This is a genomic window from Streptomyces sp. NPDC012510 (assembly GCF_042955065.1).
Lineage (GTDB): Bacteria > Actinomycetota > Actinomycetes > Streptomycetales > Streptomycetaceae > Streptomyces.
In genome coordinates this window covers 418,715-436,710 of record NZ_JBIBEN010000002.1, presented here as the reverse complement: position 1 = coordinate 436,710, position 17,996 = coordinate 418,715, and the positions used below count along the sequence as shown (strand labels likewise).

The window sequence follows — 17,996 nt, the reverse complement described above, 5'->3', positions numbered from 1 at the left end:
TGCGGGGTGTCTTGTCGTGGACAGATGGCTAGGTCATGTGTTCATGCGACTGTGTACGCGCCTGACCCTTGTCCTCGGCTCCACAGCCGCCCTTGTCGGTGGTCCCGCCGTGGCGCTCGGCAGTGGCGCGGTGCCCGCGCTCGCGGCGGACGATCGTCGGCCCACCTGCGCCGGTGCCGACAGCGGTGACTTCCCCATCCGGACCCGTATCCATGGCGGGCCCACCGCCTATGTCGCCGGCGGTGGCTTCCACACCTGGGCGTTGGACCTCACCAACACCACCTCCCGGACCTGCGCGAACATCCACCCGGTGGTCGTACTGGTCGACTCCGAGCGGACGCTGAGGCGGAGCCAGCCCCAGTTGGAGTTCTACGAGGACGCCAAGGGCACCACGTCCCGGCCGGTGACCTTCGAACGCACCGACTCGGACGAGCTGGTCGGCGTACTCGGCGGCGACGGGGACGGGGGTGGCACCGGATTCACGGTGCCGCCCGGCCGCACTCTCACCGTCAGGGTCCGCCTCTCCGTCACCTCCGACGCGGCAGTGCCGAACGATGTCGTGGCGAACGCGGCCGTCGTCGAGCGGCGCGGAGACGACAGCGAGTGGGTGGGCGAGTCGAACGACTACCGCTTCCGGATCACCGGCGACGAGGAGACGGAAGAAAGGGGAGAGGGGGAGGCGGAAGGCGAGGGCGAGGGCTCGGGCGAGAGCGAGGGCGCGGGCGACGGCCCTGGTGAGGGTGAGGGTGCGGGTGAGGTAGGGAAAGAGGACCCGGGCGGCAAGCGGGACAGGGGCGACGCGGAGGCCGGCGGCGACGGTGCCCGTGAAGCCGTGCCGGACGAGCGGCCGCACGCCGACGAACTGGCCGAAACGGGTATGCGGGAGGCACTGCCGTACGTCACCGGCCTCCTCCTCATGGCCGCCGGCGGCCTACTGATGGCAGCCGTCCGCGGACGCCTGAGCTGACCCGCCTCGGACCCGCCGCCCGCCCCGGGCCTGCCTGTCTGCCCCGCCCCCTCCCCGCCCTGCTCAGCGGCGGTCTCAGCGGCCAAGATCGGCCTGCTTTTTTCGGCCAGGGCTCACTAGGGTGGGGGCGGACCCGGACGTACGGCAGGAGATCGCACATGGCAGAGCGCAAGCCCATCGAGTCGTGGCTCACCGACATGGATGGTGTGCTCATCCACGAGGGCGTGCCGATCCCCGGGGCCGACGCCTTCATAAAGAAGCTGCGGGAGTCCGGGCGCCCCTTCCTCGTGCTCACCAACAACTCGATCTACACGGCACGAGACCTGCACGCCCGCCTCTCCCGCATGGGCCTGGACGTGCCGGTGGAGAACATCTGGACCTCGGCCCTCGCGACCGCCCAGTTCCTGGACGACCAGCGGCCCGGCGGCACGGCGTACGTCATCGGCGAGGCAGGGCTGACGACCGCGCTGCACGACATCGGGTACGTGCTCACCGACCACCAGCCCGACTACGTGGTCCTCGGCGAGACCCGCACGTACTCCTTCGAGGCCATGACGAAGGCGGTACGGCTGATCAACGGCGGCGCCCGGTTCATCGCCACCAACCCGGACGAGACCGGCCCCTCCACCGAGGGCCCGCTGCCCGCGACCGGCGCCGTGGCCGCGCTGATCACCAAGGCCACCGGACAGAAGCCGTACTTCGCCGGCAAGCCGAACCCGCTGATGATGCGCACGGGCCTGAACGCGATCGGCGCGCACTCCGAGACCAGTGCGATGATCGGCGACCGCATGGACACGGACGTCCTCGCCGGGATCGAGGCCGGCATGGAGACCTTCCTCGTCCTCACCGGCCTGACCACCCCCGAACAGATCGAGAAGTTCCCGTACCGCCCGTCGAAGGTCGTGAACTCGATCGCGGACCTGGTCGACCGCATCTGACCCACCGCGCCCCGGGCACAGCCCCCGAGCCTCGCGGAAACTCCTTAGAACCCTCAACACTTCTAAACCCTCCGGCACCCGAACGGAGCAGTCCAGGCCGCTCCCCGGATGCGCCCCGGCACCCGGCGGGGGAGTCTCAGGTGACTGGAGGTTCACCATGGGCTCACTGCGACTCACTCTCTGTGCCGGGGCGGTGGTCGCGGCCGCGCTGACCGGGGCCGCACCCCCGGCCCAAGTGGCCGACCCCGGGGGCGTCTCGGTGGTGCCGGCCTCGCCGGCGCCCGGCAGCGACATCCGGGTGCGGGCCGAGGGCTGCGGCGGGAGGTCGGGGACGGCCGTCTCGAAGGCGTTCGTCTCGGACGCCCGGCTCACCCAGCTCACGGGCGAGGACATCGGCACGCTCGCCGGGGAGACCCGCGTACGGTCCTCGCTCGAACCCGGCACGTACGACGTACGGATCACCTGCGACGGCAGGGAGGACAAGCTCAAGGGCACCGTCAAGGTCGGCGACAGGAAGCCCGCAGGCGCCGGGCCCCCGGCCGTCGAGCCCTCAGCCGTCGAGCCTGCAGCCGTCGGTCCCTCGGCCACCGGCTCTCCAGCCACGACAGCCACGACAGCCACGAGGCTCCCGGCCGGCGAGCCGGTCGCCTCTCCCCGGTCATCGGCCCCCGCCTCCCCGGTCGCGCCGGTGCGCGCAGGCGGCGGCGGAGCGGCGGCACGGCTCACGGCGGTCGACGCGGCTGACTCGGTGGGGACGGAGGGGGCGGTGGGGGCGGTGGGGACGGAGGGGTCCGAGGATCCAGCCAACTCGATGGACTCCCGGCACACCGGGCCCGGCACCCCGCACGCGGTCGTCGGACTGGTCCTGGCCGGGGTCGCGGCGGTGGTGGTCGTGGCGCGGGGCGCGCGCCGGGGCCGTGGCCGCCGCACGGAATGAGGGGTCAGCGTGTCAGGACGGGACTACTCCGACTACGGAAGCGGGACCGCGACCAGGTCCGGCAGCGGAACCGGCCGCGTCGTCACCGGTGTCGCCTGGGCCGTGCTGCTGCTCGGCCTGTGGCTGTGGAGCCGCGAGGTCACCGACGTGCGCCACGGCATGTCCGCGCCGACCACCGGAGACGTGGCGGCGGTCGGGCGGCCCGCACAGGCCGAACTTCCGCCTGTCGTCCCGCCGTTGACGGGAGCGCGGCCGAACCGGCTGGACATCCCCGCGATGGGGGTGCAGGCACCGGTCGTGGCGCGCGGCCTCGACCGGGACGGGGCGATCGAACCGCCGTCCTACGACCAGCCGGGCGTCGTCGGCTGGTACGCGCGCGGTACGCGACCCGGGGCGCCCGGGACCGCGCTGTTCGTGGGGCACGTCGACACCGAGACCCGGCCCGCCGTCTTCTACAAACTGAGCGCGCTGCGGATCGGCGAGAAGATCCGGGTGGCCCGCTCCGACGGCCGGATCGCCGAGTTCACCGTGGACGACGTCCAGGTCATCGACCGTGACCACTTCGACGCCCGACAGGCGTACGGCGTACGTCAGTCGGGGCGCGCCGAACTCCGCCTAGTCACCTGCGGCGGCACCTTCGACCGGACGAGCCGCACCTACACGGCGAACGTCGTCGTCTCCGCGTACCTGAGCGGAACGGGCCCCTGAACGCCGCCCATGTCGCCTGGTGACGCGGGCTTCTGATGCACCGTACGGCGATGAACCGGAGCGGTACGGGCATTCGCGGTCACCCTCGCGGTCACGAGGCGACAGGTTCTCTGCCAAGGCGACCACGACCTCGGGGCGAGGCGGGACTTATGTCAGGATTGGGGCTTTGGCACGGTGCACCCAAGGGGGAGTTGGATGTACGGCAGCAGGGGGGCCGGTTTTCGGGCGTCCGTGGCGGTGGTGGGGGTCGCGTTATGGCTCGCCGGCTGTTCCGGGGGAGACGGCGGTGGCGGCGGTGGCGGCGGGAAGGGCCGGGCTGCCTCCGGTCCCGACATCACCCAACAGCCGAACGGCACGGACCCGTTCTGGGTCAACCCGAAGGGGAACGCGGCGGCACAGGTCGCCGCCTACGAGAAGGCCGGCCAGGACAAGGACGCCGAGGCGATCCGCAAGATCGCCCAGCAGCCGACCGGTGAGTGGATCGGCCCGGAGAACCCGGAGCAGGAGGCCAAGGGCTTCACCGAGGCCGCCGAGAAGGCCGACCGGGACGCGGTGCTCGTCCTCTACAACATCCCGCACCGCGACTGCGGCCAGTACTCCGGCGGCGGCGCGGCCGACGGCGACGCCTACCGGGCGTGGATCGACGGGGTGGCCAGGGGCATCGGGGACCGTCCGGCCACGGTCGTCCTGGAGCCCGACGCGGTCCTCCACGTGGTGGACGGCTGCACACCGGGCGAGTTCCACGAGGAGCGGTACGACCTGCTCAAGGGCGCGATCGACAAGCTCGGCGCGCTGAGGAACACGAAGGTGTATCTGGACGCGGGCAACGCGGGATGGAGCGAGGCCGACGAGATCGCCGAGCCGCTCAAGTGGGCCGGGGTCGAGGACGCCGACGGGTTCGCCGTCAACGTCTCGAACTTCTACACCACCGAGGACTCCATCGAGTACGGCAAGCAGCTCTCCTCGAAGGTCGGTGACAAGCCGTTCGTCATCGACACCAGCCGCAACGGCAACGGGCCCTGGACCGAGGGCGACGAGGACGAACAGTGGTGCAACCCGCCGGGGCGGGCGCTCGGGGAGACACCTACGACCAAGACGGCGGACGCGCTGGTGGACGCGTACCTGTGGGTGAAGCGGCCGGGGGAGTCGGACGGGGAGTGCAAGGGCGGGCCCAAGGCGGGGCAGTGGTGGCCGGAGTACGCGCTGGAGTTGGCCGAGGCGTCTGAGTGAGTGGCCGGGCGCCTCATGGGGTGGGGGTGCGGAGAGTCGGGCGGCCGCGGGTCGGTTCGTGGCCGGTCGCGCAGTTCCCCGCGCCCCTGGAAAAGCAGGGGCTGTGCCCCCTGCTTTTCCACCAGCCCCCACGCATCCGAACCCGAACCCGCGCCCGAACCCGCGCCCGAACCCGCGCCCGAACCCGCGCCCGAACCCGCACCCGGCGAACGCCGGCGCAGTGCTACGGGACCTTCACCCACCGCGCCTCGCTCGGCGCCCCCGCGTCGTCCGTGACGAACAGCATGTACCACCCCGACTGCACCAGATTCCGATTCTTCGGCACGGTCACCGTGATGTCGTCACCGTCCGTCCTGAAGTCCACCTCGATCGACTTCTGGTCCACATCGGTCACATGCGTCGACGCACTGGGCCGGATCAGCCGCGCCGACTTGATCGACGACCCGTCCCGCGTACCGAACGTCGCCTTCCCGCCGCGTGCGACCGTCTTCGGCCCGCCCGACAGCGTCGGCCGCGCGTCCCGGAAGAGATACGGCGGCGTGTAGATCTCGATGCGCTGCTCGAACTCCCCCGGCTTGGTGTTGGCCTTGTCGGCGTACAGCGAGTCGGAGCCGAAGAACACCACCCGCCCGTCCGGCAGCAGGATCGACCCGGCGTGGTAGTTGCGGCCGACAAGTGGATCGGCGACCCGTCGCATCTTCCCGGTCCGCGCGTCGTACAGCCGTGCCTGAAGGATGTCGGAGTCGCCGCGGCCGCGGTAGTCCTCGGAGCCGCCGGAGACGAGAACGGTGTCGTCGGGCAGGATCGAGGCCTGCGGATAGCGCGTGCCCTTGTCCAGGCGCGGTCCGTCCACGAACCGGGGCTCCTCGGCCAGCAGGTCGATCACCCGGGTCCGCTTGCTGGACCGCTCCGACTCGCCGACCCCGCCCCCGCCGATGACCATGTACTTCTCGTCCTGCGCCGGAGGTAACAGCACCGTCCCGGCGGTCTCCAGCAGCTTGCTGTCGCTCATGCCGGGAACCTTGGTGAACTTGTTGGTCTTCAGGTCCCAGATACCGGGGTCACGGCCGATGTCGTCGGGCCCGTAGCCGGCGTTCGCGCCCGAGTAGAACAGCTTGCCGTTCTGCATCAGGGAGATCGCCGGGTAGGTCGGGAACTGCCGGATGTCCTTGGTGTACGTCCACTTCCTGGTCGCGGGGTCGTAGAACTCGTTCTTGCCGGGGACGAGCTGGCCGATCTCGTCCAGGCCGGACAGCGACAGGACCGTGCCGTCCGACAGGGTGGTGAGCGTCGGGTACCAGCGGGCCTCGTTCATCGGGTCGACCTTGATGTACTTCTCGGCGACCGGATCGAACTCGTAGGCGTCCTTGATGCCCTGGAAGTCCTTCTTGTCGAGGGCGAGCTTCTGCGCGATGCCGTAGGTGTTGCGGGCGTCGGCGCCCTCCAGGCCCACGATCCGGTAGTTGTCCTCGGTGCCGGTCTCGTACTTCTTGCCGCTCCTCTCGGCCTCGACATAGGCCCGCGCGATCCCCGGCTCGTTGCCGGTGAACTTCCCCGTGTCCGGGTCGAAGGTCTTGACGGCCTTCTTGAGTTCGACGGTGTCCTTGAGGACGAACGTCCTGCCGTTCGCCTTGCCGACGAATCTGGTCCCCGCCTTCAGCCTCATCCCCTTGTCGGGGTTCTCGTTGTGGATGATCATCAGGCCGCCGGCCTTGGTGACATCACCCTTCAGCTTCTCGTAGCGCTTGGTGCCGCCCGCGATCAGCAGATTGCCGTTGGAGAGCTGGGTGTGCCCCGTGCAGAACAGGTCGGCCGGGGTCGGCACGCGCTTGATCGTCTGCTTCACCGGGTCCCAGACGCGGGTGTCGAACTTCTTGGCGTCGAAGTTGTCGGCGTCGTTGCCGGAGCCCGCGATCAACAGCACCTTGCCGGTGTGCAACAGGGCGGCGTGGATGGTGTTCTGCCGGTACTTCTCGGGGAACTCCACGATCTGCCAGTGCCCGTTGTCGGCCTTGTACTCGGGTTGGTTGATCTTGTACTGGTGGTACTTCTCGGTGCTGAAGCGGTACACCCACGGCCCGTTCATCCCGCCGAGCGCGAGGACCACCGTCGCGCCGATCGCGAGGCGCCGGGCGCGGCGGCGGCCTGCACGGTCCTTCATTCCTTACGTCCCCCAAGTCCGCCCAGGGCGATCTGCATGGTCTGGTCGCTACCCCCGCCGCCCGACCCGGACGCCGCCCAGCTCGGCTTGTGCTGAGGAGCGTGCGGCGCGTGGGGGGCGTGCGGTGTGTGGGGTGGCGCGAAGGGCGCGGGAGCCGCCTGGGGCGGCGCCCCCCTGGACCCCTGCGGTTCGGCCGCGGCGGCGGTCTTCTTCCTGTCCTGGCTCAGCATGTAGCGCCAGGCGACGATGGGAAGGGCAGTGATCATCATGGCGAACGTGGCCCAGATGATCATCGCGGGGTGCGCGTTGCCGAAGACGAAACCGGCGGCGATCGAGGCAGCGAAGATGACGATGAAGTACCAGTGGTACCGGAAGGTGCCGAACCATCTGTCGGGGCTCGCCGAGTCGCCCTTGGGCGTGACCACGAACTTGCTCTTGCGGCGCAGGGCCGAATCGATCAGCGCCTTGGCGTAGAGCGGCGCGGACAGCGCGGACATCACCATGCCGGCCACACCGCCGGAGCCCTCCGGCTCGTGCGGGGAGACGTTGTGCCGGCGGTTCCAGACGTACAGGCCTATCTGGAGCGCGGAGGCGTTCCCGTAGAGCATCAGCCACACCACCGGGTCGATGTTCACGCCCGACGCGCCGAGGCCCAGGAACAGGGCGCAACTCAGTGCCGCGAGAATCCAGTTGAGGGCGGACATCGGGTAGAAGATGATCATCATGGTGTAGTTGAAGAGCTTGGTCGGCGGCAGCGAGTACCAGCCCTTCCAGTACTGCTTGAGGATCGTCTCGTACGTCCCCCGCGACCAGCGCATCTGCTGGGTGAAGAAGTCCGTCCAGGCGCTGGGTCCCTCACCCACCGCGAGCACGTCCGGGGTGTACACCGAGCGCCACTTCCTGCCCGTCGCCGGGTTCTTGTGGCGGTGGATCTCGAAGCCGGTCGCCATGTCCTCGGTGATCGAGTCGTACAGCCCGCCGATCTGCTTGAGCGCCTTGATCCGTACGGCGTTGGAGGTGCCGACGAACATGGGGGCGCCGTACTTGTTGCCGGCGCGCTGGATCAGCGCGTGGAACAGGAACTGCTGGGACTCGGCGGCCTTGGTGACGAAGTTGTCGTAGTTGCCGTACACCTGGGGGCCGATGACGAAGCCGATGTCCGGGTCGCGGAAGAAGCCGAGCATCCGCTCCAGGTAGTTGGGTAGCGGGATGTGGTCGGTGTCGACCGAGGCGAAGAAGTCGTAGTCGTCGCCGTGTGCGTCCAGCCAGGCGTTGTAGTTGCCGTGCTTGGTCTTGGCGCGGTGCGGGCCCTTGGGCTGGTTCCACTTCGCGATGCCCTTGCGGGAGAAGTGGTGCACGCCCAGGCGCGCGCAGACCGCCTTCACTTCCGGGTCGTCGCCCTCGTCGAGGAGCCAGATGTGCAGCAGCCCGCGGTGACGGAGCCTGACCGCGGCCTCCAAGGTCTTCGTCACCATCTCCAGTGGTTCCTTGCCGGGCACGAAGGAGGTGAGGAAGGCGACCCGGGTGCCGGTCTCGGGCACCACCGGGATCGGGTCGCGGGCGACCAGGGTGGCGTGCGCGTTCGACAGCACGTTCATGCAGCGGAAGAACTCGATCAGGCCGATCGAGACCAGCATGACCATGTCGAGGGCCGGCAGGAACTCGTACTCGACGTAGTCCCGCTTGGTCCAGTGCTCCTGCTGCAGCAGCCAGGCGAGCAGGACCAGGGAGAGCAGCGGTGCGGCGGCCAGCATCAGGGCGACGCGCAGACGGTGCGGCTCCTGGGAGATCAGGGAGCGGTACCGCACCGTGTAGGGCTTGGTCGGGTCCGGCTGGGTGAGAGGTCCGGCGAGGCGGCTGTAGTGCTCGTAGTCGTATCTGGGAAGGGTCTTCTTGAGCTTTCGGAAGGCTCCGGTCCGGTGCGACGGCACCTTGGGTCGGGTCGTCTCGGACGGGTCGTGGTGGTGCCGGGCGCCCGTCGGCGTCGACGTCATGAGTCATTCCCCCCGCACACACTTCGAGTGTGTGTTCGTCGGTCTTTCATCCGTTTGGGTCCCCCTCGACCCTTACGGACACATCAGTGGGTCATCGTCACCATGTGATCTACACCATGGAGACACGGCGCGACGAGTTTCCGGTTGCATTGAGGCCTCCCAGGCATCTGTTCGGGAACGGGTGCCTCGTAGGGGCCGACGAGGGCCTAAGATCCCCACCCCGGGGCTACGCAAAACGCCCAAGGCGCCTATTAACGGGGCATCGGTGGAGGATCCGTGAGGAGAGGGGAGTGAGGGGGCGAGGGGGGAAGCGCAGGGGGTGACGTACGCAGAGGAGAGGCCCCTCGCGATGCGTTCGCGAGGGGCCTCTCCGTATGGTGCGCCGCCAGGGACTCGAACCCCGGACCCGCTGATTAAGAGTCAGCTGCTCTAACCAACTGAGCTAGCGGCGCGCGAAGAGAACTTTACCGGAGGGGTGGGGGTGCTCCTGACCACGCGGCCCCGTCCGGCACGTGACGCGCCCCCTCCGAGGGCTGCGCCGGAGGAGCGTGACCCGCCGCCGTACATCATTCGGACCGTCAGCATGCGATATCGGAGGACAGTTGAGAAACTGGCGGGCGTGCGGAAACGTGGAATTCTTCGGTCGGTTCGCGAGGGGAATCGCATGGAGACTCCGGTATTCGAGGAGATCGATCCGGGGGGCGATTGTGAATGCCCCGGCTGTGTCCACTGGCGGCATGCCATGCCGTATTCGGCCCAGTACGCCCATCTGGGTCACCCGGCGGCCAGGACGGCCAGGAACGCGCTCGTGGTGGCCGCCGCCGGTGTCGCACTCGGCGCGGGGCACGCCGTACCGGCGGTCGCGGCGGCCCACGGCTCGGCCCACCTCCGTGGCGTTCCCACAGGTGAGTACCCCAGGACCCCGCAAGGGAAGATCGCGCCGCTGCACGGCCCGGCCGGTCGGCCGGCGCCGGGGGAGAAGCCGTCGACCACGGTGAGGACACCGCCCACCACCCGCGCCGAGATCATCCGGCGGGCCAAGGCGTGGATCGCCGCCGAGGTGCCGTACAGCATGAGCGAGTACTGGTCGGACGGTTATCGGCAGGACTGCTCGGGGTTCGTCTCGATGGCCTGGAACCTTCCCGGGAACGAATGGACGGGAAGCCTCGACAGGTTCGCTCGGCGCATTTCGAAAGACCGACTGCGGCCGGGTGACATGCTCCTCTTCCACAATCCGAAGGACCCCCGCGAGGGCTCGCACGTCGTCATTTTCGGCGGCTGGACGGACGACGCCGAGACCCACTACCTCGCCTACGAGTCGACCCGCCCGTACGCCCGCGGGCAGGCCACCCCGTACGGCTACTGGAACAACGCGAGCCGGTATGTGCCGTACCGCTACAAGGGGCTGATCGAGGACGTCGCCGGGGCGCCGGACGAGGGGCCGGAAGTCTCCGTCGACTCCGGCTCCTCCGACGGCCCGCCGCAGAGCCCGGGAGCGAAGGGCTCCGTCGGACCGTCGGGTGGTGGCCGCTTCCCCGGCGCCGGGGCCTTCGGTCCCGGCGCCAACAACGAGTACGTCACCCGGCTGGGACAGATGCTGGTGGAGCGCGGCGGGGCCCGCTTCTACACCGGCGGACCGGGACCGGTCTGGTCCGACGCCGACCGCAGGGCCACCCGGGCGTTCCAGCGGGCCCAGGGCTGGTCGGGCCCCGACGCGGACGGTATCCCGGGGCCGCTGACCTGGTCGTACCTGGTGACGGGACGCGGCAACGACATCCCACCGGCCGAGGGCCCGGGCCACCGAGGGAAGCTCCTGGCACCCGAGTCGGCGGTCGTGCACCGGCTGCCGGTGGCACCGGGCCGGTTCGGCGGGGCGGGCGGGTTCGGCGGGGCGGGCGGGTTCGGCGGGGCGGGCGGGTTCGGCGGCTCAGACGCGGCCTCCGGTACGTCCACCGGCCCGTCTTCCGGCCCGTCCTCCGGCCCGTCCGACGCATCGGGGAAGCCTCGGACATCCGACGTCTCCAGGGGGCTTGCCTCGTCCGGGAGGCCCGCCTCGTCCGGGAGGCTAGGTCGGCCCACGTCGCCACCGGCGTCGGCCTCGTCCGGGGCGTCCACCTCGCACGGTGTCCTCGGCTATCCCGGACGCGGGATGTTCCGGCCGGGGGCGAACAACGCCCATGTCACCCGGCTGGGGAAGCAGCTGGTCAAGAAGGGGTTCGGTAAGTACTACACCTCGGGGCCGGGGCCGCGCTGGGGCGAGGCGGACCGGCGGAACGTGGAGGCGTTCCAGCGGTCCCAGGGCTGGCGCGGCGGCGCGGCGGACGGCTACCCGGGCCCGGAGACCTGGCGCCGCCTCTTCTCATGACGCCGCCTCTTGTGCTGACGCGCGCAACCCCACCCCGGCCCACCACTCTCACCACGGTTCTTCCTGCGCGGAGGCATGGAGGCACGTATGAGTACGACCACCTCACACACACCGGAGCCGGAAGGGGCCGCGCGGCCCGCCAGGCTCATCCAGAACGAGGCGACGACCGAGATCCCCGTCCATCTGCTCTTCCGGGACGACCCGGACCCGGTGTCCTTGCCGGTCACGCCCGCGGTCGTGGGCCGGCGGCGGGGAACCGGGGAGCAGCCGAGGGTGCGGCGGGGCCCGGGGACGGTGAAGGCGCGGCCGACCGTGGAGGCGGACCCGGAACTGGTGGAGCGGCCGGCGCGGGTGGTGCCTGGGGCGGTGGGCGTGCTGGGCGGGGTGTGCGGGGTGGCCGGTTGTGTACTGACCTCGTGGTGGGCCGGGGTGTTGCCGGGGCTCGCGGTGCGGGCGCTCGGACTGCCGGTCGTGTACGCGGGGGCGGGACCCGGACCGGCGCACTGGGCCGCGTACGCCGGTGCGGGCGCCCTGACGCTGTTCGGGTTCGGCGGCCTCGCGCGGGGGCGGACCGGGCGGGCCTGGGTGCTCGGTCTGTTCGGGCGGTACCGGGGGACCGTCCGCCGTACCGGCCTGCTCTGGGTGAACCCGCTCGTGCTGCGCCGCCGGGCCGACGTACGGCTGCGGCACTGGCGGAGCGAGCCCATGGCGGCCGTCGACGCCGACGGGGTCGCGCTGCGGGTCGTCGTACTCGTGGTGTGGCGGGTCAAGGACACCGCACGGGCGTTGCTCGGGACCGAGGAGCATGAGCGGTATCTGCAGGAGTGCGTGGAGGCGGCGGTCTCCCGGGTGGTGTCGCGGCTGCCGGCCGACGCGGCGCCGGGCGCGCTGGTCAGGGGCACGACGCTGCGCAACACGGAGGCGGTGGGGGAGGCCCTGACCCGGCAGGTGGTGGCGGACACGGCGCCCGTCGGCCTGGAGGTGTTCTCCGTCCAGCCGACCCGGATCGAGTACGCGCCCGAGGTGGCGGAGGTGATGCAGCGCCGCCGGATCGCCGCGCTCGACGCCCGGCACCGCGACACCGTGCTCACCTCCGTCGTCGACTCGGTCGAGGACACGGTGACCCGGCTGACCATGCGCGGCCTGGTCGAACTCGACGACTACGAACGCAGGGCACTGGTGAAGGACCTGACGGTGGCCTTCTACACGGGGCGGCGCGACGTGTCCTAGTGAACCGCTGACCGGACAGGGACGCGTCCTTGTGAGCGGCTCCCCGCCCGGCCCCGCGAGTTCTGAGGATCCCTTGAGCTGTGCGGGGCCTCCACACGGGTACGTTCCCCACACGCCACCGACCAGGGCGGTCGCCGAACTCCGGGGGACTTCATGGACGTTTTCTTCTACCTGATTCCCGTGGTCATGATGACCTTCATCGCCTTCATGGCGTACCGGGTGGTGAGCCGCTGGCTGCGGATCAGAAGCGCCTGGAACAGCGGGCTGACGGCCGAGGCGCGCTGCCTGAAGACGTTCACGACGGTCAGCGAGAGCATGGGTGAGCACAGCCGCGTGCGCACCACGATCCACCACGTCTACGAGTTCAGGACCCGTGAAGGCAGCGCCATCCGCTTCGAGGAGGAGGGCGGGCCGATGACGACGGTCGAGGGCGACTTCGTGACCGTGTACTACACCGACGGCCCGAACGTGGTCGCCACGGCCCACGCGCCCGGCCGGCGGGTCAAGGAGGCCGCGGCCGGTTTCGGCCTGCTGGCCTTCCTCGGGGTGGCGTTCGCGTTCTGCGTCTTCTTCATGGTCACCGTCCACCAGTTCTCCACGGACACCTCCTTCCCGGCGCTGCCGTGACCCTCCTCAACTGACGGTGCGTCAACTAGCCTGCGCGGACATGGAGTCCACGAGGCGCACGGTCGCACAGCTCGTCGCCGACCGGTGGGACGACCACCGGCCCGGGCTGTGGTTCGAGGAACAGGTCCTGACCCATCACGAGGTCGCCGCCGAAGCCGCCGCCCGAGCGGCACTGCTGGCCGACCTCCTGCCACCGGCCGCCGAGCCCCATCTCGGTGTCCTCCTCGACAACACCCCCGAGTTCCCCCTGTGGCTGAGCGCGGCGGCCCTCGCGGGCGCCGCCGTCGCCGGGATCAACCCCACCCGCCGGGGCCCCGAACTGGCCCGCGACATCCTCCACACCGAGTGCCGGGTACTGATCACCGAGCGGACTCACCTGCCGCTCGTCGAGGGCCTCGAACTCCCGGACGTACAAATCATGGTGACCGGCACCCAGGCCTACGCCGACCTCCTCACCCCCTACCGGGGCGCCGAGCCCGACCCGACGCGGGCCACCTCCGCCCACCGCCTCCTCCTCTACTTCACCTCCGGCTCCACTGGCGCCCCCAAGGCCGCGATCTGCTCCCAGGGGCGGCTCGCGGCGGCGGGCCGGGCCTTGGTGGACCGCTTCGGGGTACGGCCGGACGACGTCCACTACCTCTGCATGCCGTTGTTCCACGGCAACGCGGTCATCGCCGACTGGGCCCCCGCCCTGGTGGCCGGCGCGGGCGTCGCCCTCCGCCGCCGCTTCTCCGCCTCCGGGTTCCTGGACGACGTACGGGCGTACCGGGCCACGTACTTCACCTACGTCGGGCGCGCCGTGCAGTACCTCCTGGCCACCGAGCCCCGCCCCGACGACCGCGACAACCCGCTGCGCATGGGCTTCGGCACCGAGGCCGGGGCAGTGGACGCGGCGGCCTTCGAGGAGCGGTTCGGGGTGCGTCTCGTGGAGGGGTACGGCTCCTCCGAGGGCGGGGCGGCGATCCAGCGGACGCCCGGGACACCGCCGGGCGCGATCGGGCGGGCGGCACCCGGCGACGACCTCGCGGTGGTCGACCCGGAGACCCGAGAGGAGTGCCCGCCGGCCCTCCTCTCCGAAGCGGGACGCCTCCTCAACGGCGCCGAGGCCATAGGGGAGTTGGTCAACCGGGGACGCAACCCCTTCGAGGGCTACTGGCGCAACCCCGAGGCGGACGCGGTCCGCCGCCACGACGGCTGGTACTGGACCGGCGACCTCTTCTACCGCGACCCGGACGGCTTCCTCTACTTCGCCGGCCGCACCGACGACCGCCTCCGCGTCGACAGCGAGAACCTCGCCGCCGCCGTCATCGAGAACATCCTCGCCCGCTACGAGGGCGCCGAGGCCGTCGCCGTCTACGCCGTCCCCGACCCCGTCGCCGGTGACCAGGTCATGGCGACCATCGCCGGCACCTTCGACCCCTGCCGCTTCGCCGCCTTCCTGCTGGACCAGCCGGACCTGGGCACCAAGATGGCACCCCGCTTCGTCCGCGTCGTCCCGTCCATGCCCGTCACCGCCACCAACAAGATCCAACGCGCCACCCTCCGCCGCGAGGGCTTCCGCTGCCCGGACCCGGTCTGGTGGCGCCCGCCGGGGAAGTGGGCGTACCACAGGTTCTCGGCGGTGGCCCTGGCGCGGCTGGTGACGGAGTACCGGGCGCACGGTCGGGAGGAGCTGCTCACGAGGTAGGGCTGGGCATACCTCCCGGACACCGCCTGCGCGTATGGCCGCCGCCCACCACCCCCGCCTACCGTGACCCCATGATCCGAACAGTCGTACGGGATGTGCCGCGCGCGGTGGCCTATCTGCTGAGCGGTGTGCTCGTCGGCGCCCCCCTGCTGGTGGTGCTCCTGGTCCTGGGCATCCTCGGCCTGGTCCTGGCCCCGGTCCTCGTGGGCCTGCCACTGCTCGCCGTGGCCGTCCTGTCGGGCATCCCCGTCGGCGCCCTCGAACGGCGGCGGCTGGCTCTCACCCGCACCCCGCCGTCGCCCGACCCGCACGCCACCCCGGCCGAGCCGGGTCTCGCCGCCTGGGCCCGGCTGCGGCTGACCGAGCGGGCGACCTGGCGGGAGCTGGCGTACACGGCCCTGCTCGCGTTCGTGCTGTGGCCGTTGGACGTGGTCGTGCTGTTCGTCGCGTTGGGCGTGCCCGGCGCGATGATCGGAGCGCCCGTGCAACTGGCGACGACCAGCAGCGCCAGCGGGGACGCGCGGATCGCCAAGCTCTGGCTGATCGACTCCTACGGCCAGGCCCTGCTGTGCACGGCCGCCGGCGTCGTCCTCCTCCTCGCGCTGCTGTGGCCCCTCGTCCGCTACGCGCGGGTCCGCGCCGCGCTCGCCCGGCTGCTGCTCGCGCCGAGCGAGGCGGAGGCGGAGCGGAGGCTGACCGAGGTGACGAGATCGCGGGCCCGGCTGGTCGCGGCCTTCGAGGCCGAGCGGCGCCGTATCGAACGCGATCTGCACGACGGGGCCCAGCAGCGCCTGGTGTCCCTGAGCATGATCCTCGGCCTGGCCCGGCTCGACGCCCCGCCCGAACTGGCCGACCGGCTCGCCGCCGCCCACCGGGAGGCCGACCAAGTCCTCGGTGAGCTGCGCGAGTTGATCCACGGCATCCATCCCCAGGTCCTCGCCGACTACGGTCTCCCGGACGCCCTCGCCGACGCGGCCGATCGGTCCGCCGTACCGGTGGAGGTGGACGTGGATCTTCCCCGGTTCGCCGAGTCCGTGGAATCGGCGGCCTACTTCGCGGTCCGGGAGGCGCTCGCCAACGTCGCCAAGCACAGCGGGGCGGGCCGGGTGTGGCTCAGCGGGCGGTACGCGGGCGGACGGCTGCGGGTGGAGGTGCGGGACGACGGCACGGGCGGTGCCGATCCCGCGCGGGGCACGGGCCTCACCGGACTCGCAGACCGGCTCGCGGTGATCGATGGGACACTGTCCGTCCACAGCCCGGTCGGCGGCCCGACCGTCCTGACTCTGGAGATCCCGTGCCCGCAGCGTTGAAGATCGTGCTCGCCGAGGACAGCGTGCTGCTGCGGGAAGGGCTCGTCGGCGTGCTGACCCGCTTCGGACACGAGGTCGTCGCGGCGGTCGGGGACGCGGAATCGCTGAGGGCGGCCGTGGCGTCGTACGGCCCCGACCTCGTCGTCACCGACGTACGCATGCCGCCCGGCCTCAGCGACGAGGGCCTGCGCGCTGCCCTCGACCTGCGGGCCGCCGACCCGGTGCTGCCCGTGCTCGTCCTCAGCCAGTACGTCCAACGGGCCTACGCCGCCGCGCTGCTGGACACCGGCGACGGCACCGGCGTCGGCTATCTCCTCAAGGACCGCATCGGCCAGGTCGAGCAGTTCGCTGAGGCGGTGGAGGGGGTCGCGGCCGGGGGTACGGTCGTCGACCCCGAGGTCGTACGGCAGCTCCTGCGCAGGCGGCGTGATCCGCTGGCGGCGCTGACCCCGCGCGAGCGGGAGGTGCTGGCGCTGGTCGCCGAGGGGAAGTCGAACGGGGCGGTCGCCCGTGAGCTGGTCGTCACCGAGGCGGCCGTCGGCAAGCACATCGGCAACATCCTGGGGAAGCTGGACCTGCCACCGGCCGAGGACACGCATCGCAGGGTGCTGGCGGTGCTGGCGTACCTGCGGGCGTGACGGCCCGCGGGCGCATGCGGAAGGCCCCTCGCCGGAGCGAGGGGCCTTCCTTCTGTGCGCCGCCAGGGACTCGAACCCCGGACCCGCTGATTAAGAGTCAGCTGCTCTAACCAACTGAGCTAGCGGCGCAGACTCTGTCGCCCTTCCGCCTTCGGCGGCTGGCGACAGAGAAAATACTACCTGGTCCGTGAGGGTGCCCTCGACCAGTTAAACGTGAGCTGGATCTCGGGAGAACTCCCCGTGGCTAGATCGCCAGGGACAGCAGCACGGGCGCCGCTCCCCGGTTCAGTGTGTTCGCCGCCGAACGGAGCCGGTGCGCGTGCTCCAGCGGGAGCGACAGCGCGAGGCAGCCGACGGAGGACCCGGCCGTGATGGGGACGGCCGCGCAGACCGTGCCCTGCGCGTACTCCTGGAGGTCGAGGACCGGGACCGTGGGGGTCTGGGCGTCGAGTTTGCTCAGCAGCACCTTCTCGTTGGTGATCGTGCGGGCGGTGAGCCGGGCCGGACGGTGGCGGGCGAGGTGGTCGCGGCGCCCGTTGAGGTCGAGCTGGCCCAGCAGCCCCTTGCCGAAGGCGGTGGCATGGGCGGAGGAGCGGAAGTCGACCCACTCGTGGACCGCGGGCATGGCCGGGCTGTCGGCCCAGCCGGTCACCTGGATCTCCCCGTCCAGATAGCGGGTGACGTAGACGGCGGCGCCCACGGAGTCGCGCAGCCGGTCGAGGGTGTGCTGGAGCTGCTCGCGCAGGGCCTGGTCATGTCCCTGCGCGGAGCCCAGCCGGGCGAGTGCGGCTCCGGTGACATAGGCGCCGTCGGTGGTCTGCTCCACGTACCCCTCGCGGCGCAGCATCCGCAGGAGCGCGGTCAACCGCTCGCTGCCGACACCGGTGCGACGGGCGATCTCGGCGTCGGTGACGCCACCTGCGTGCCGCGCCACCGTCTCCAGGACGCGGAGCGCGTCCTGGGCCGAGTGGTACGGCGCGGTCGGCTCGTGCTTGAGCGCCACGGTTTCCCCCTGCGCTTCTCGGGCCGTTTTCGGACAGCTTGCCGTGTCCCACGATACGGCCCAAGGAGCGTGCGTGGAGGGGTTGTTCGCGAGAATTTCAGGGCGCATCCGAGCCTCTCAACAGCCGGACCAGCACTCTGGCATATGCCAAAGGCATGGCACGGCGACCGGACCTCGCACGTTCCCACCCGTTCGCCCGTT

The 17,996-nt window shown here is 70.9% G+C and carries 14 protein-coding genes and 2 tRNA genes; 11 read left to right on the top strand and 5 right to left on the bottom strand.

Annotation, left to right across the window (positions count from 1 at the left end; genetic code table 11):
• Window positions 1–43: 43 nt before the first annotated feature.
• The 5 genes from ACFY9I_RS04765 to ACFY9I_RS04745 all read left to right on the top strand — a co-directional run bounded on the left by ACFY9I_RS04765 (window position 44) and on the right by ACFY9I_RS04745 (window position 4,780).
• Window positions 44–967 carry a cell wall protein gene (locus ACFY9I_RS04765; RefSeq protein ID WP_390996659.1) on the top strand — a complete coding sequence of 308 codons (924 nt, stop codon included), beginning with the start codon at window positions 44–46 and terminating at the stop codon, window positions 965–967.
• A 158-nt stretch (window positions 968–1,125) separates the two neighbouring features.
• On the top strand, window positions 1,126–1,905 hold the full coding sequence (locus tag ACFY9I_RS04760) for an HAD-IIA family hydrolase (protein WP_390996657.1): 780 nt from the start codon (window positions 1,126–1,128) through the stop codon (window positions 1,903–1,905).
• 157 nt (window positions 1,906–2,062) lie between these two features.
• The gene (locus ACFY9I_RS04755) at window positions 2,063–2,842 is read left to right on the top strand and encodes a hypothetical protein (protein WP_390996655.1); all 780 of its coding nucleotides are present in this window, start codon (window positions 2,063–2,065) and stop codon (window positions 2,840–2,842) included.
• 9 nt (window positions 2,843–2,851) lie between these two features.
• On the top strand, window positions 2,852–3,550 hold the full coding sequence (locus ACFY9I_RS04750; protein WP_390996652.1) for a class F sortase: 699 nt from the start codon (window positions 2,852–2,854) through the stop codon (window positions 3,548–3,550).
• A gap of 195 nt (window positions 3,551–3,745) precedes the next feature.
• On the top strand, window positions 3,746–4,780 hold the full coding sequence (locus tag ACFY9I_RS04745; protein WP_390996649.1) for a glycoside hydrolase family 6 protein: 1,035 nt from the start codon (window positions 3,746–3,748) through the stop codon (window positions 4,778–4,780).
• A gap of 223 nt (window positions 4,781–5,003) precedes the next feature.
• Here the strand turns inward: ACFY9I_RS04745 and ACFY9I_RS04740 are convergent, their stop codons facing one another.
• From ACFY9I_RS04740 to ACFY9I_RS04730, 3 genes are all read right to left on the bottom strand, one after another.
• Window positions 5,004–6,941, bottom strand: coding sequence for a galactose oxidase-like domain-containing protein (locus ACFY9I_RS04740; protein ID WP_390996646.1), 1,938 nt, complete (start codon window positions 6,939–6,941; stop codon window positions 5,004–5,006).
• Entirely contained in the window at window positions 6,938–8,935 is a 1,998-nt protein-coding gene (locus ACFY9I_RS04735; RefSeq protein WP_390996643.1) for a glycosyltransferase family 2 protein, read from the bottom strand. The genes ACFY9I_RS04740 and ACFY9I_RS04735 overlap by 4 nt, the downstream gene beginning before the upstream one ends.
• A gap of 375 nt (window positions 8,936–9,310) precedes the next feature.
• Window positions 9,311–9,387 (bottom strand) — tRNA-Lys (locus ACFY9I_RS04730).
• A gap of 212 nt (window positions 9,388–9,599) precedes the next feature.
• Between ACFY9I_RS04730 and ACFY9I_RS04725 the strand changes: the two genes are divergently transcribed.
• The 6 genes from ACFY9I_RS04725 (at window position 9,600) to ACFY9I_RS04700 (ending at window position 16,792) form a co-directional block, all read left to right on the top strand.
• Window positions 9,600–11,300: a peptidoglycan-binding protein gene (locus ACFY9I_RS04725; RefSeq protein ID WP_390996641.1), complete on the top strand. Its 1,701-nt coding sequence runs from the start codon at window positions 9,600–9,602 to the stop codon at window positions 11,298–11,300.
• 87 nt (window positions 11,301–11,387) lie between these two features.
• Window positions 11,388–12,530: an SPFH domain-containing protein gene (locus ACFY9I_RS04720; protein ID WP_390996638.1), complete on the top strand. Its 1,143-nt coding sequence runs from the start codon at window positions 11,388–11,390 to the stop codon at window positions 12,528–12,530.
• A 153-nt stretch (window positions 12,531–12,683) separates the two neighbouring features.
• Window positions 12,684–13,157 (top strand): hypothetical protein, encoded by a 474-nt coding sequence (locus ACFY9I_RS04715; RefSeq protein WP_390996637.1) that lies wholly within the window; start codon window positions 12,684–12,686, stop codon window positions 13,155–13,157.
• A 40-nt stretch (window positions 13,158–13,197) separates the two neighbouring features.
• On the top strand, window positions 13,198–14,844 hold the full coding sequence (locus tag ACFY9I_RS04710; RefSeq protein WP_390996635.1) for an AMP-binding protein: 1,647 nt from the start codon (window positions 13,198–13,200) through the stop codon (window positions 14,842–14,844).
• Between the two features lie 71 nt (window positions 14,845–14,915).
• The gene (locus tag ACFY9I_RS04705; protein ID WP_390996632.1) at window positions 14,916–16,154 is read left to right on the top strand and encodes a sensor domain-containing protein; all 1,239 of its coding nucleotides are present in this window, start codon (window positions 14,916–14,918) and stop codon (window positions 16,152–16,154) included.
• Complete coding sequence (locus tag ACFY9I_RS04700; RefSeq protein WP_390996629.1) at window positions 16,139–16,792, top strand: response regulator; 654 nt, start codon at window positions 16,139–16,141, stop codon at window positions 16,790–16,792. Before ACFY9I_RS04705 ends, ACFY9I_RS04700 begins: the two co-directional genes overlap by 16 nt.
• Before the next feature lie 55 nt (window positions 16,793–16,847).
• On the opposite strand, the gene ACFY9I_RS04695 is transcribed toward ACFY9I_RS04700, so the two are convergent.
• Together ACFY9I_RS04695 and ACFY9I_RS04690 are read right to left on the bottom strand one after the other, a co-directional pair.
• Window positions 16,848–16,921: transfer RNA gene (locus ACFY9I_RS04695), tRNA-Lys, on the bottom strand.
• 115 nt (window positions 16,922–17,036) lie between these two features.
• The gene (locus ACFY9I_RS04690) at window positions 17,037–17,795 is read right to left on the bottom strand and encodes an IclR family transcriptional regulator C-terminal domain-containing protein (RefSeq protein ID WP_390996627.1); all 759 of its coding nucleotides are present in this window, start codon (window positions 17,793–17,795) and stop codon (window positions 17,037–17,039) included.
• Between the last annotated feature and the right edge of the window lie 201 nt (window positions 17,796–17,996).